Raw genomic sequence first — 13,681 nt, forward strand, 5'->3', positions numbered from 1 at the left:
TTCAAAATATAAAATTCGCCGACAAAACAATGAATTGCTTTATCATTTCAGTAAATCAATTGTCTGCGAAACCAAATCGCGTACCTGGCGGACAACTTGTAAATTCGCTTCATAAGAGCGATTTGCTTCACGCATATCTGCCATCTCTACAATAGAATTGACATTAGGATATTTCACATAACCATTACTATCAGCAGCCAAATGCCCTGGTTCGTAACGCATAATAAAAGGCGCTTTATCATGACCAATATGTGTCACCTGAACACCCTGCGCATTACTGTGAGGATTAAGAGCAGCTTCAAAACTGATAGTCTTGCGTCGATAAGGTGCTGCACCTGGAAATTGCCCCGTTGAATTGGCATTAGCTAAATTTTCAGCAATAATACGCAAACGCATTGACTGTGCACTTAAACCTGTTGTAGCAACTTGCTCTGCCGCGATTAGTCTATCAGCCATAATTAAGATCCTCCTTTAACCGTCACCATCATCATACGATGAAAAGCCTTAACAATGGCAGTGTTGAGAGACATCTCACGATTAACCTCCCCGCCTTTACGCATTTCCTCTTCTAAATCAACATTATTTCCAGAATGCGTAATTTCCATCACATTTTCAGAACGAATAGCTTGGGCTTCCATACCACTGTCCGTTAAATCAATATGACGAGCGTTGGTAACAGCCATGGAAATCGTTTGGTTTTGCAAAACAGTCGGAAAATCTTGCACATCACGGGCTTTGTACCCTGGTGTATTAGCATTAGCCACATTACTAGCGATCGCCTTCTGGCGCACAGTTAACCAATCTGCTTGTTTATTGGCAATATCAAAAAGATTGACTGAATCCATAACTTTATAACCTTTAATCCTTGGAAAGATGATAAAAAAACAATCTTGTGCGAGCCTTGTCTGTATGTTTTTTAAAGTAAAATAAAATAAAAATATCGATTTATATTTATTCTTTTAAAGAATAATAATCTAAAAAATAAATAAATATAAAATATATAATATATAAATTTTATATAAATCTTGCCATTTACAAGTCATAAAATCAAGACATTGGTTTTTACTGAAAAATTGTCTCTCTAGTTTCATAAACTAAAAACCATCTCTCCCTTTATAGATACTAAGTATCGCTTCTATAAATAAAATAACCTCTTAAGAAAATGTTCTTTGACTTTCATAGGCAATTATTGATTTTTCAATAACCTTGCCAATTCATCGTAAGGATCATTAACAAGCGGCATATCAGGGCTTTGTTTCATAGCAGCATAAACAGATGGCACTAAAAAGACCGCTTGATCAAGGATATGATCTGTTCCCGCACGATAAGCACCCATTGCACGCAAATCACGCGTTTCTTCGTATCTGAAAATCATTTCCTTCAAATTTTGAACCAATATGCGTTGTTCATCTGTCCAACTATGAGGCGCCAAACGTGAAATAGAAGCCGGAATATCAACGGCAGGAAATCTTCCTTGGGCAGCAATAGCACGATCAAGCACAATATGACCATCCAAAATCCCACGAATTGCATCAGAAATAGGATCATTATGATCATCGCCATCAACTAATACTGCATAAACACCCGTAATAGACCCTTTGCCTTCTCTACCAGGACCTGCTCGTTCTAATAAACGAGGCAATTCACTAAAAATCCGGGGGGGAAAACCACGTGAAACAGGAGGTTCATGAGCAGAAATAGCAATTTCACGCATCGCCAATGCATAACGTGTGATCGAATCAACCACCAGTAAAACATTGTCACCTAAAGAAGAAAAATATTCAGCAATTGTTGTGGCCATGATTGGAGCTAAACGCCGCATCATTGGGCTTTCATCACCTGTTGCAATCACCGCAACCACCTTGTCTAATTTGTTGTGTAATGTATCATCAAGCATATCACGCACTTCACGACCACGTTCACCTGTAAGTGCCAAAACAACTGTATCAAAATGATTAGCTTGCATCATCATCGACAAAAGGGTTGATTTTCCAACCCCAGAGCCAGCAAAAATTCCAATACGCTGACCAAAGCAAAGAGGTGTGAAAATATCAATCACTTTAACGCCTGTGCGTAACCCCTTCTTCACACGTGCACGTTTGAGTGCTGGCGGCACACCACCCTCAACCGCCATCTTGCACGGGCCAGAAAGCAATGCCCCTTTACCATCGATAGCCTCCCCCAAAGCATTAACAACACGACCACACCAAGAACGATCTGGCGCTACAAAAAGTGGACCTTGCGGAAAAACAGAAGCCATAAGAACAGGAACAACGGTTTCATCATAAGGTTTAATCAAAACGTTTTCTTCATTAACACGAATGATTTCACCCCGCACCGCCTGCCCATCACAATCAATACACACTGTATCCCCAAGCAACACAGATTGTGATAAACCACGTGCAACCAATGTACCACGCGCCACATCACTTATAACACCCCCCTGATTAACCAAACGAGAGGAAGGGTCATCTTTATGTGTTACAAAAGAAAGCAATCGGCTCAAAGCTGTAGGTGGAGTATCTGCCTGTTTTTCCCCAACAGATGAAACAGCACCCTCTACATTCGTAGGATCTGTACCTTTAAGCTCTACATTCATAAGCTCTGCGTCTTTAAGATCTGCACTCTCAGGATCTGCATCTGCAAGAGAAGTCTTTGTATCCGAAGAAACCATTGGTGTAGTATCTGTTAAAACATCTGTTGGTGCAGAATCATTTTCGCTTTTTTGCATTGCATAATATACTCTTTAAAAAAGACTTGTGTAATCAATCACTTAAGACTTTCCACCAAGAATTTGAATAGATTTAGAACGCATTTCTTCCTGTTGACGCAACATTGCCTCAACCCGTTCAAAAGCACGGCTTACTTCAATAAGGCGCGTCATCTCGGCTACACCATTTACATTAGAACTTTCAACATAACCTTGTATAACTTTATCACCAATTCCCCCATCTGACGGCATAGCAGGTCTATCAGGAATAACAGAAGAATTAGGACCATAGCGCAATTGAGTCCCTCTCTGAAATTGAAACAGACCAATTTTTCCAACCAGAACATCCTTTTGATAAATGCTCCCATCTGCTGAAATACGAGGAGTGCCCCCTGCAGGATTAAGCTGGATTGGCGCCCCCCCATCATCTAAAAAAGGTAATCCTGTTACCGAAACCAAACCACCTTCTGGTGTCATAATCATTCTACCATCGCGGGTATAAACCGGCCCAAAAGAAGCTTGCATAGAAAAATATGAATCACCCCCTACAGCAACATCAAGAGCATTACCGGTTTTCACTAAAGCACCTCGATCTGTTGAAATATATCCCTTACCAGCGCTTGTAAAAACAACCTGGTCTCCTTGTTCGCGTGCAACAGGAGATACCAATGTGTCAAACTTCATACCCCCAGCGCGAAAACCTGGTGTATTAACATTTGCCATGTTCTGCGCAATCGTTTCCATCCGGCGCGCCAAACTGATTTGACCCGACACTCCCACATAAATCGGATTTTGCATAAATCTGCCTCTTTATTCTTATACTATGAATGATACTCTTTAAGCACTACCCCGCTTAAGAGATTGTAAAGCCACCATTGTCTCAGGAGAAAACGCTAATCCGCTTCCTGAATTTGAATTTTGCAAAAGTGTGAGAGCAGGGTTTGTATCTGTTCGATTTTGTGCGTCATACATAGCAGAAAAACGTGCAATAAACTGCTCTAATTTCCTTGGGTCTTCTAAATCTTCAAGGGACATGCGTGATTCTAACAAAGATTTTTGCGCTTCAATTTTTGATGAATGCACACTTTCTGGAATATTCAAAGCCGTAAAAACCACCGCTGATAAAGCTTTATCGCCAAGAATTTGATAAGCCCAATTTTTTTCCGAAAGAAGACCACTTTTTGTCATTTCCCCAATAGTACGGGTAAAATACAAAGCTAAACGTGTTCCTTCATTTTCTTCGCCAACTTTTACTTCTAAAGTTTGCTGCATATATTTATTTACAGTGCCTGTTTTTGCACTCTCTCTTTGAGTGGTTTCTTCACCATAAACAGCAAAATTAAAGGCTGCTGCAAATTGCTGATAACGCCTATCTGTCAATTGAGAAGCATAATTAGGGTCTGAAAGAACTTTACGCATCATACCTTTTGCATAAATCATATCTTCCAAGCCATAAGCCTTCATAGCATAGCGATAGATCCGATCATCTGCCAAAAAATCATCAACTGATTTTATACCTATAATATGACTTACGTAATAGTCTGTCTCGCGCTTAACCTGAGGCTCATTAAAAAGCTGATTAGACGTTTGTTTTATATTATCGATTGTACTTCTATAACTTATATATGTGCTAATCATAGCAAACCTCTCTCTAGACAGACTTTTTTAAAGTATAAAACTTGTCCGAAACTGATGATAAAACTGCTTCTTATTACAACAATATTTTATTATGACAGTATTTTCAATGTAACTTTGTAATATACTTAAAATTTTTTCATAAATTCTTGTGGCATTCTAGCACTTTTTTATAACATGACATAAAATTATACACAATTCATCGTAAAAAATTGGTAAGCTTTGCACAAGCATAAGCATTTATCTTTCACCAAAACTAAAAAATAGGAGACCACGGCATTGGGTGTCATTATAGGATTAGTACTTACTTTAGGATGCATAATTGGCGGCTACATGGCCATGGGCGGGCATCTTAACGTTTTAATACAGCCATGGGAATTTGTTATTATTTTGGGTTCAGCCATTGGTACTTTCATCATCTCTAACCCTTTTAATGTGATTAAAGATACCGTGAAAGCAACATTGGAAGCGACAACAGATGCTGTTCCCAAACAAAAAGATTTTTTAGCAACCTTAGGTTTGCTCTATGTTCTTATGCGGGAAATGCGCTCAAAGTCACGCTCTGAAATGGAAGGTCATGTTGACAACCCCAAAGAATCTGTACTCTTCCAGCAATATCCTTTGGTTTTAAAAGATGATTCTCTAACCAACTTTATTTGTGACTATTGTCGTCTTATCATCATGGGAAACGCTCGTCCTTTTGAGATTGAAGCCTTAATGGATGAAGAAATTCACACAATCGCAAAAGATTCTGAAAAATCCTCTCACGCCCTGCAAAACATGGCTGACGCTCTACCGGCGCTTGGTATTGTCGCAGCTGTTTTGGGTGTGATTAAAGCCATGGGTGCTATTAGTGAACCACCAGAAGTGTTAGGGCACTTAATTGGAGCAGCTCTTGTTGGAACATTTGCAGGTATTTTCTTTTCCTATAGTGTCTTTGGGCCTATCGCCACAAAAATTAAAACAGTGCGCCATAAAAAAACGCGTATTTATATTGTCGTGAAACAAACACTGTTGGCTTATATGAATGGTGCAATACCACAAATTGCACTAGAATACGGACGCAAAACCATTTCAGCAAAAGATCGTCCAACAATCGATGTTGTAGAGCAACACACAATCGTTGGTCCAGGTGCTGACAAAGAGGCCGCTTGAACATGACTGAACAAACCGAACAGACTGAGCAAACTGAGCAGACTGAACACAATATCAATGAAGAGAAAAAGCAAGATGTGTTAGCCCAACACATTTTGCGTGCGGCTGGTTTGTCAAGTGATGATCTTATGTCATTTCAATATGTGTTTCGTGATGCAGCAAGTAGTCTTTGTACACAGTTAGGTCATTATACATCCTTAAAATTTGCTATCGATGTACAATCGCTTGATACACTTAAAAGTGATAAGATTACTCAAACAATCGGAACAGATACATTATTAATTTATTTTAGCTCCAGTCTTTGGGGAGATGATGTTATTTTTGTTCTTGATACAGCCCTGGTTGATCTTATAACAGAAGCGTTTTTTGGTGCAGTAGAGCCAAAGCTTATAAGCCGTAATGGACGCTCCTTCAGCCCAACAGAATACAAAATAAGTGAATATTTTGGAAAATTGCTGGCTAATACAATGGATGGAATATTTGGTACAGGTAATAGATCTCTTTTACTTTTTAAGCAAATACTCAAAGCGCAAGAATTTAATTTAGAAACCTTTCATCAGTCGCAGATGTTTTCCTGCACTCTTATGGTCAAATGTAATAAAATAGAAGCAAATGTGAATATCTTAATGCCGCGCAGTTGTCATCGCCCTATTCAAGAAGCTGTTACACGGGCCTTACGCGCACCTGCAAAACACACAGATCCGCTTTGGGCTAAGCGTTTAAAACAAGAAGTGAGTCGAACACACGTATTTATTGAAGCTTTTATTCAACAAGGATCAATGACCTTAAATGAATTATCAAAACTTCAAGTAGGGCAAGTTTTGCCCCTTCCTGCCAATGCTGTTAAACAGATAAAATTACGCAGTAGTAAAAAATCTCTTTATAAATGCTCCCTTGGTAAAATGGGAACAAATTTTTCCATCCGGGTTACTGATCCTATTGACGAAGAAAAGGAAATGATTGATGAGCTGGTTCATAGTTAATATAGCAAGTGCACTTCTAGCACTGATATCGTTAAGTGTTTTTATTATAAATACACGAAAATTGACGAAAACAATCCATATGGGTCGAGAATTGGCTAAACAAGTTCAGACCGGAACTGCTTATCTTGATCGAGCACTTTTAATATTGCGTGAAGAACATCAAGAGTTTCGCGATGAAAACCGTAAAATGGATGCACGTATCATCGAATCAACACGTATTCGGCGCAACATTGATCGCTCGGTCGCTCATATGGAAAATATCCGCAATCAACTGCAAAGCGATCTTGACCATTTTCGCGCCACTTTAACTGCCAAAACTTATGGACCGACTACAATGGGATCTGGTACACAACGTACCCATAGACAATCACCCATTGTTCCCAAAAACTTTCCGGTTTTTGTGCAGCGTAAAATGCACTAAGATCTCTGAATAATACAATACAATTTTTTAAAGTAGCAAATCTCAAAACCTTTATAAACAAATAGAGTATAAGGCAAAAAACAAAGAATACGGGTGACAAAATGACAAATGATACAAATTCTCCTGGGGGGGCTAAAGGAATCAATCCAGCAACACCGCCTCGTCCTACAGCGCCACCTCGTCCTACAGGAGCAAAACCTGGTATGCCAGGTAATGCTGGAACAACTGCACAGCAACCAGGAGCTGGCACTCCCGGTGCAACATCAAGCAGTGGCCCTGCTTTTAGTGCATCAGCAGGAAAAACCGTTGGAAGCGTGGGTACTACAAATGCACAAAGAAGTACAAATGAAACACACAGCAATCCAGAACTCATTATGAGTATCCCAGTTGAAGTTCAAATTGTCTTAGGCTCAACCACCATGCTAGTAGCAAACCTAATGGATTTAGGCCGTGGTTCAGTAATTACGCTTGATAAGCAGATTGGAGACCCTATTGATATTGTCGTCAATGGTCGTATTATTGCACGTGGTGAGGTTATTGTTCTAGAAGACGATCCTTCCCGTTTTGGGGTGAGCCTTACCGAAGTCATGAGTAAATAAATCAACTTGCAAAATGTGAAAAATAAATATGACGCAGGCAACGAAAGAAAAAACAACAGAAGCAATAAGTATTGTATCAGAAGACGAATTGGAAAATACGTTACCTGATACACACGTGTCTTCTACACTCATTGATACACTTTCTGGGCAACAAAAAGTTGCAGCACTCCTTGTTGCTTTGGGAAAACCTGCTGCGGCGCGTCTTTTAAAACATTTTACTCCAGATGATTTACGCCGTCTGAGTGGGCAAGCCCATACTTTACCCAATATCTCTCTTGCTGACTTTGAAATTCTGGTTCGTCAGTTTGAAGATGCCTTTGCTGAAGGAGCTTCTTTTTCTGAAGCTGGTTCACGTTTCGACAATCTGGTACAAGAAACATTATCAGAAGAGGAAGCTGCTTTAGTTCTTGACCCTTCAAAAGCACCAGCTCCACCTCGCGAAAGCCTTTGGGAGATCATTGCAAAATTAAACATTGATGTTTTGCAAATGCATTTTTCACAAGAACATCCCCAAGTGGTTAGCTACATTGTTTCACGTCTTCCTTCTGAAATTGCAGCAAAAATTTTAATGGCGCAGCCTATGGCTGTGCGTGCTGATCTTACCCGTAGAAGATTGCATTTGCGCCCAGTTGCGCCAGAAATAGACACAGTCCTTGATGAAGCATTGCGTCCTGTTTTCTCACAAGATAATAATGTAGGAGAAAAAGCTCATCATAGCCAAGTAGCTACCATCCTTAACGAGCTTGATAAAGCAGATGTTGACGAGATGCTTGCAAATCTTAAAGACTTGAGCCCAGAAGATCTAGAAAAAATCAAAGCAAAGCTTTTTGTTTTCGAAGATATTCCGCGTTTGACAGAACGAGCACGGCTACTGCTTTTTGATAAAATTACAGCTGATACCGTTATTACAGCTTTGCATGGGGCAGACGATCAGATGAAAGATCTTATTTTAAATTCTCTTTCACAGCGCACACGCCGTATAGTGGAAGCAGAACTTTCTTCAGGCAATGATTCCATCCAACAAGAGGCAATTATAAATGCACGCCGTAGTATTGCCCAAACAGCAATCAAATTATCAGAACAAGGAACAATTAATCTCTTAGGTGAAGAAGGAACGTCTTAAAAAGCGCGCTTAAACCAACATGTCAAATGAAAAGCCCGATAAAGAGAGCCAAACAGAAGAACCAACAGAACACAAAATTCATAAAGCAGAAGAAAAAGGAAATCTTCCCTTTTCTCGTGAGTTGCCTATTTTTTCTTCTCTTTTAAGCTTTAGTGTAATTTCTATTTTTATCGCTTTTCCCGCCATATCACAGCTTTCAAACTTTTTGCTTCAATGGCTTGAACGCCCAGAATCGTGGCGCATTAACACTGCAGAAGATATTAAACATTTGATTTATTTGGTAGGTGGTAATGTAGGCTTAGCTTTAGCGCCTATTTTAGTTATTATACCCCTGATTGGTATAAGTGCATCAGCTATACAAAATGTACCACGTATTATTATGGAGCGCATTCGCCCACAATGGTCTCGTGTTTCACTCAGTCGTGGATTTGAACGCATTTTCAGTAAAGCAGGATTGGTGGAATTTTTAAAATCATTAACAAAACTGATTGGTGTGAGCATAATTGTTTATATTATGTTTTTCAAAAACAATACAATTTTCATCAATGCATTATTAACAGATGCATCAGCTTTACCCGAATACATTCGTAAAGAACTTGTCGGTCTGTCACTCTCTTTCATTGTAGCCGTTGCCGCTATTACAGGATTTGACTTAGCATGGTCACATTTTCACTGGCGTCAAAAATTACGCATGAGCAAACAAGAAATTAAAGAAGAGCACAAAAGCCTTGAAGGAAACCCTATGATCAAAGCACGGATGCGTTCCTTAACACGTGATCGCATGCGTCGGAGAATGATTGCCAATGTTCCTACTGCAACTTTAATTGTGACGAATCCAACCCACTTTTCTGTTGCTTTGCGCTATAAACCACCCCTTGATTATGCACCAGTTGTGGTTGCAAAAGGGCAGGACATTCTGGCTTTACAAATTCGTGAAATTGCTGTCGAAAATGACATCCCTGTTATTGAAAATGTAGAATTAGCACGCACATTGTACAAACAAGTCGAAGTCGACCAAGTTATCCCACCTGAATTATATGAAAGTGTTGCTGCTTTAATTCGTTTTATCAACAGCCAGAAAATCCATTAAAAATGAGCATCTACAACTTTTTTCAAAATTACGCCAAACTAATATAAACTCTAAAACACCAAAACAATAACACAAAGTCACAAGATGAAAAAAGATTATATAACTGAAATCCGTGAAATGGTTCTGGCAAAACAAGTAGCGCAATTTATTCCAGAATTGCGATTGATCGATGTAGGTGATTTAATTGCCTGTATACACACAGAGCGTTTTAACCATCTTTCCGAACTTATTGAAAGCGCCACGGAATTGCGTTTTTACCCACATACCATGCGTTTTGCCCGTAATGCCAGTTATGAATTAGATTGGAACACTACACCAAAAATCTTGTTTCATATGGAATTTTCAAATGAAGGTGTACAAGCTTTTTTTCAGCTTATCATGTCATCAGAAGAATTTGGAATTGAATTGGATAAGTGTATTTTTGAAAACCCTTCCGATGAAGAAACCAATACCAGTCATTTGATGAATGCACTCAATAATGCACGAATACAAAAAAGACTCACCCACTAAAATATGCACTATCCCATTAACATACGAACTGCATTGTAGATTTAAAAGCATCACACCTCAAAGATAAGAAGGATGCAAGATAAAAGGCAAAAATGCTATAATGCTCTATACAAATAAGCTGCTCTGTTCTCTAATAAAATAAGAAGTTCTTCTTACAACTCCCCCCTCACCCCGCGTGGATCTTATGAATATGGACATATTTGATACAAAAATAATTTTCTAGCACTCATAACTTCCGGAGAAATTTCTCAAAAACTCTTTTCCAAAGTACATTTTAAAAAACTTTATGCTTCAAAAAAACTTCTCACATCATAGTTTAAATACTTCTATCTCTTATGATTCATATTGCGTATTTTATCAGCTGGAAGATAATTAAACTGTTTCACAAGCAAATCTTTCACAAAAGGCGTTGGAAAATGCTGATTAACTTCATCCAAAATTTGTTTTTTGACCGTCTCAAATTTTATCTTTTCGACCGCACGCACATCTGAATAACTGTCCCAAAAACACTTAAAAATAGCATCATTAATCAATACCCCTAAAGGAAGGGACATTTTTTGCTCAACTTTCTTATCTACAAGATAAGTTAATTGTGAAATTATATAACCCTGAACAGCTCCCTCAACTAAAATGGGAACACTGATAATTTCTGTTTGACCCGAACTAACCTCTTCTGCGACAGGAGCAGATACTTCTGAAATATCAGGATTTACAGCATGCACTTTGACACTCAACATTAAAGCACCCAAAGCCACTAAACAACCCCATACCCCCATCACAATCATTTTAATCATTTTCTGCTTCCAGCATTGACTAAAACAGGGTCATAGGTTCCATCTGTTTCTTCAGCGCGAGCAGCTGTTTGCATAATCTGAGAAAGTTCCTTAACAGCCTCTAAATGTACTTGAAGTAACTCACTATTGCGCTGCAATTTTTGCTGTAAATCAGATAATAAACTTTCTATTTTACTTTCAACATCCTCATCCAAATAGCGCATAACATCTTTCATTGACTGATTAAGATCACGTAGACCGCGTGTTTTACGTAAATTAACCTCTTCATAATCTGGAACGCCGTGGCTTTCAAGCATATTACTTTCATAATCAACCACTTCTGCCAGCCCTTTAACAGCAGCCATAAACTTTGTTATTGCCCAATCACGACCAATCAGATCATTATTGAGAACTTTTGTTTTCAATGCAACATTTTCATTATTATATTGCGCTACAGACATTTTTATTCCCCTTTAATGGTATTTTAACTGTCATTTTAATAGTTTGTGTTTAATATTAACGTGCCAGATCGGTTCATTTAATGAACTATCGCATCAATGATAAAACAACGTCTTTAATGGATAGCATTTATTCTGTTTCTCTCTCCATTATATGACCCATCTTCTTTCTTAGCCTGTTCAGAAATTAACATTTGCGCAATGCCAATTCCTCCAGATATAGCAAATTCTTTAGCCAATTGTTCAGCCATCATAAATTTCCAAATTTGCCCTGCTTGCCCTTTTCCAAAAATAGATTGCATCTCAGTCGTGAACATATTTTCAACAAAAGTCTGCAATATAAAAGCTTCAAAGTTTTTAAAGGCTTCAGTATTTTTGTTCTCTATGCTCTGTGGCTTTATATGTACCTGTGGAGAGTCGTGTTGTATTACGCTATATGAGTTTTCGTAATCAGCGTGCACGAGTTGAGCGAAATTGTTTTCTTGATGTACGTGGGTTTGTGCATGTGTTGTATTGCGTAAATCACGTAATTTCTCAACAGAAGCGCGATACTCAACCGGGTCGGCTGCACGCGCAACATCAAGCACAATATCTGAAGGTGGCTGAATAGCCATAATCTTCCCCTTTATTTAACTACCATTCGCTTTTCTTTGTTTAAATTCTTAATTTCGTCTTAAATCCGACAATAATGTATGTTTCTTTCTAGTTTCATAGAAACGGTTTTATTCATTTGAGTAAAACTATTTCCTTTATACACAGCGATCTGTATGCGTATAGTTTTCTGCACATAATGTATTTTTAAAACAAAACACAATATCTAAATAAATCTACCCCACGTGGATCACGACACAACAACATCATGTAAAGCAACTAAAGTGCCATATACTGCCTCTTTTTAACTACCACTTGTTTTTCTTCATAATTCATATCCTAAAAACATAGGATTTTTTTTATTCTTTCAATAGCTTTTAAAAACAAAGTAAGCTCTATAACGTTTAAGCACTATAAAGTATAAAACTTATGTCAAACTGACGTTTTTTATTATTTTATCTGCAACATAATCTTCGAGCATATTACTAAATTGTTGACGCTCTTCTATAATTTGAACCTCTTTACACTTTTCTTCTAACCGTTGCAAACGACTAGAAGCTTCATGCACAATTTGTTTTTTTTGCACAATTTGCCCCTGAAGATGTCGCTCTGTTTTGGCTATATGTTGTAAACGCCGTGCTAAAAAACTAGCATCCCAAAAATCAGGAGCCTCCTCCTTCTCCATTAAGGAAAAAAGCGCCCGAGTTTCCTCCTCACAAGCAGAAAGCTGATTATGCAAACCTTCCAATTCAACTTTATGATAAGCTTTCATAAAACTTTGTATTTTAAGAAGTTTACGGTAACGTTTGCCTTTTTGCACTCTCAAGGTCCCCTATTAAGCCAATCTTGAAGCTCTAAACTGAAAAAATGTAAAAGCTCCGGTATTAAGAAATAAAGTAAAAATACCCCCCCTGCGACAACAAAAGGTAATGAAATAAAATAAACCGGAATGGTAGGTGTTAATTTATTCACTAATCCAATCCCAATATTGATCAAAATCGCATAAGTAATAAAAGGTGCGGCAATAGACAGTGTGGTTAAAAATGCTCGTGACAAAACATCACGATAATCAATCAAAGCAGCTTCTGGATTTGGAACAAAAGATGGCGAAATAACATCATAAGAAGCCAAAAGACCACGAATAGTCACCATATGCAAATCACTTGCAAAAAAAAGCATGACAGCCGCTAAAACAAACAAATGGGCAATTTGAGTTTCTGGCATTGAGTCAATCACACTATGGCCAGGTTGACCTGAATATCCTATAGACATAGCAACAATCGTCGCCATAAATTGCAGTGCCCACAGATAGACATGAGCAATAACCCCCAAACTAGCCCCAATAAGCATTTCAGAAAACAAAGCGCGTGTAAGTACTGCAATATTAGGTTTATCACCAAATTCTTTAAAAAAATCAACAACAAGGGGAAGCATAACAAACGAAAAAGCAATAGCAAGCAATAAACGGAAATTCATGGGAATACGTAGACTTGATATGCCCGGCATAAGCATCAAACAAGCTCCCACCCGTGCAAAAACTAACATGGCGATGATAACCAACTGATCAATTGGCAAAGACGTCACAGGTAATAAAGACGTCAATGACATCAACTCCTCTCCCGTGAAGAGATGA

At 38.4% G+C, this 13,681-nt stretch carries 17 protein-coding genes; 7 read left to right on the plus strand and 10 right to left on the minus strand.

The genetic code is table 11. From position 1 onward, the window contains the following. Positions 1-42: 42 nt before the first annotated feature. The 5 genes from flgC to BWD162_RS05810 all read right to left on the minus strand — a co-directional run bounded on the left by flgC (position 43) and on the right by BWD162_RS05810 (position 4,348). Entirely contained in the window at positions 43-459 is a 417-nt protein-coding gene (gene flgC, locus BWD162_RS05790; RefSeq protein ID WP_194284879.1) for a flagellar basal body rod protein FlgC, read from the minus strand. Continuing rightward, positions 459-845 (minus strand): flagellar basal body rod protein FlgB, encoded by a 387-nt coding sequence (flgB, locus tag BWD162_RS05795; RefSeq protein ID WP_078705807.1) that lies wholly within the window; start codon positions 843-845, stop codon positions 459-461. The genes flgC and flgB overlap by 1 nt, the downstream gene beginning before the upstream one ends. 341 nt (positions 846-1,186) lie before the next feature. Further along, positions 1,187-2,731, minus strand: a complete 1,545-nt coding sequence (locus BWD162_RS05800) for a flagellar protein export ATPase FliI (protein ID WP_153301000.1) — start codon at positions 2,729-2,731, stop codon at positions 1,187-1,189. A gap of 42 nt (positions 2,732-2,773) precedes the next feature. Beyond that, positions 2,774-3,508 (minus strand): flagellar basal-body rod protein FlgF, encoded by a 735-nt coding sequence (gene flgF / locus BWD162_RS05805; protein ID WP_078705808.1) that lies wholly within the window; start codon positions 3,506-3,508, stop codon positions 2,774-2,776. A 39-nt stretch (positions 3,509-3,547) separates the two neighbouring features. Then, positions 3,548-4,348, minus strand: a complete 801-nt coding sequence (locus tag BWD162_RS05810) for a DUF1217 domain-containing protein (RefSeq protein ID WP_078705809.1) — start codon at positions 4,346-4,348, stop codon at positions 3,548-3,550. Between the two features lie 276 nt (positions 4,349-4,624). On the opposite strand from BWD162_RS05810, the gene motA reads away from it, so the two are divergent. From motA to BWD162_RS05845, 7 genes are all read left to right on the plus strand, one after another. After that, complete coding sequence (motA, locus tag BWD162_RS05815; RefSeq protein WP_078705810.1) at positions 4,625-5,500, plus strand: flagellar motor stator protein MotA; 876 nt, start codon at positions 4,625-4,627, stop codon at positions 5,498-5,500. Positions 5,501-5,502: 2 nt separating this feature from the next. Continuing rightward, a complete protein-coding gene (locus BWD162_RS05820) occupies positions 5,503-6,483 on the plus strand; it encodes a FliM/FliN family flagellar motor switch protein (RefSeq protein ID WP_078705811.1) in 981 nt (326 codons plus the stop codon). Continuing rightward, positions 6,464-6,904, plus strand: coding sequence for a BAB2_0123 family type IV secretion system effector (locus BWD162_RS05825; RefSeq protein WP_153301001.1), 441 nt, complete (start codon positions 6,464-6,466; stop codon positions 6,902-6,904). Before BWD162_RS05820 ends, BWD162_RS05825 begins: the two co-directional genes overlap by 20 nt. Positions 6,905-7,107: 203 nt before the next feature. Continuing rightward, the gene (gene fliN / locus BWD162_RS07800; protein ID WP_078706155.1) at positions 7,108-7,503 is read left to right on the plus strand and encodes a flagellar motor switch protein FliN; all 396 of its coding nucleotides are present in this window, start codon (positions 7,108-7,110) and stop codon (positions 7,501-7,503) included. Positions 7,504-7,531: 28 nt separating this feature from the next. After that, positions 7,532-8,626 (plus strand): flagellar motor switch protein FliG, encoded by a 1,095-nt coding sequence (locus BWD162_RS05835; RefSeq protein ID WP_078705812.1) that lies wholly within the window; start codon positions 7,532-7,534, stop codon positions 8,624-8,626. A gap of 19 nt (positions 8,627-8,645) precedes the next feature. Continuing rightward, complete coding sequence (flhB, locus tag BWD162_RS05840) at positions 8,646-9,716, plus strand: flagellar type III secretion system protein FlhB (RefSeq protein ID WP_078705813.1); 1,071 nt, start codon at positions 8,646-8,648, stop codon at positions 9,714-9,716. Positions 9,717-9,800: 84 nt separating this feature from the next. Further along, a complete protein-coding gene (locus BWD162_RS05845; protein ID WP_078705814.1) occupies positions 9,801-10,226 on the plus strand; it encodes a hypothetical protein in 426 nt (141 codons plus the stop codon). 326 nt (positions 10,227-10,552) lie between these two features. Here BWD162_RS05845 and BWD162_RS05850 read toward each other — a convergent pair whose 3' ends face one another. The 5 genes from BWD162_RS05850 to fliR all read right to left on the minus strand — a co-directional run bounded on the left by BWD162_RS05850 (position 10,553) and on the right by fliR (position 13,656). Then, complete coding sequence (locus BWD162_RS05850) at positions 10,553-11,020, minus strand: hypothetical protein (protein ID WP_078705815.1); 468 nt, start codon at positions 11,018-11,020, stop codon at positions 10,553-10,555. Then, the gene (locus tag BWD162_RS05855; RefSeq protein WP_078705816.1) at positions 11,017-11,460 is read right to left on the minus strand and encodes a flagellar protein FlgN; all 444 of its coding nucleotides are present in this window, start codon (positions 11,458-11,460) and stop codon (positions 11,017-11,019) included. The genes BWD162_RS05850 and BWD162_RS05855 overlap by 4 nt, the downstream gene beginning before the upstream one ends. A 113-nt stretch (positions 11,461-11,573) precedes the next feature. Beyond that, positions 11,574-12,071: a rod-binding protein gene (locus tag BWD162_RS05860; RefSeq protein ID WP_078705817.1), complete on the minus strand. Its 498-nt coding sequence runs from the start codon at positions 12,069-12,071 to the stop codon at positions 11,574-11,576. Positions 12,072-12,475: 404 nt separating this feature from the next. Then, positions 12,476-12,868 (minus strand): hypothetical protein, encoded by a 393-nt coding sequence (locus BWD162_RS05865; protein WP_078705818.1) that lies wholly within the window; start codon positions 12,866-12,868, stop codon positions 12,476-12,478. Positions 12,869-12,870: 2 nt separating this feature from the next. Next, entirely contained in the window at positions 12,871-13,656 is a 786-nt protein-coding gene (fliR, locus tag BWD162_RS05870; RefSeq protein ID WP_078705819.1) for a flagellar biosynthesis protein FliR, read from the minus strand. Positions 13,657-13,681 lie beyond the last annotated feature (25 nt).

The sequence above is a fragment of the Bartonella sp. WD16.2 genome (assembly GCF_002022505.1).
GTDB lineage: Bacteria > Pseudomonadota > Alphaproteobacteria > Rhizobiales > Rhizobiaceae > Bartonella.

Excerpts from the sequence above, each read along its gene's own strand:
- flgB (WP_078705807.1), bottom strand. The coding sequence starts at position 845 with ATGGATTCAGTCAATCTTTTTGATATTGCCAATAAACAAGCAGATTGG.
- BWD162_RS05820 (WP_078705811.1), top strand. The coding sequence starts at position 5,503 with ATGACTGAACAAACCGAACAGACTGAGCAAACTGAGCAGACTGAACAC.
- BWD162_RS05835 (WP_078705812.1), top strand. The coding sequence starts at position 7,532 with ATGACGCAGGCAACGAAAGAAAAAACAACAGAAGCAATAAGTATTGTA.
- flhB (WP_078705813.1), top strand. The coding sequence starts at position 8,646 with ATGTCAAATGAAAAGCCCGATAAAGAGAGCCAAACAGAAGAACCAACA.
- BWD162_RS05845 (WP_078705814.1), top strand. The coding sequence starts at position 9,801 with ATGAAAAAAGATTATATAACTGAAATCCGTGAAATGGTTCTGGCAAAA.
- BWD162_RS05860 (WP_078705817.1), bottom strand. The coding sequence starts at position 12,071 with ATGGCTATTCAGCCACCTTCAGATATTGTGCTTGATGTTGCGCGTGCA.
- fliN (WP_078706155.1), top strand. The coding sequence starts at position 7,108 with ATGCCAGGTAATGCTGGAACAACTGCACAGCAACCAGGAGCTGGCACT.
- BWD162_RS05855 (WP_078705816.1), bottom strand. The coding sequence starts at position 11,460 with ATGTCTGTAGCGCAATATAATAATGAAAATGTTGCATTGAAAACAAAA.
- fliR (WP_078705819.1), bottom strand. The coding sequence starts at position 13,656 with ATGTCATTGACGTCTTTATTACCTGTGACGTCTTTGCCAATTGATCAG.
- flgF (WP_078705808.1), bottom strand. The coding sequence starts at position 3,508 with ATGCAAAATCCGATTTATGTGGGAGTGTCGGGTCAAATCAGTTTGGCG.
- BWD162_RS05850 (WP_078705815.1), bottom strand. The coding sequence starts at position 11,020 with ATGATTAAAATGATTGTGATGGGGGTATGGGGTTGTTTAGTGGCTTTG.
- BWD162_RS05810 (WP_078705809.1), bottom strand. The coding sequence starts at position 4,348 with ATGATTAGCACATATATAAGTTATAGAAGTACAATCGATAATATAAAA.
- BWD162_RS05825 (WP_153301001.1), top strand. The coding sequence starts at position 6,464 with ATGAGCTGGTTCATAGTTAATATAGCAAGTGCACTTCTAGCACTGATA.
- BWD162_RS05800 (WP_153301000.1), bottom strand. The coding sequence starts at position 2,731 with ATGCAAAAAAGCGAAAATGATTCTGCACCAACAGATGTTTTAACAGAT.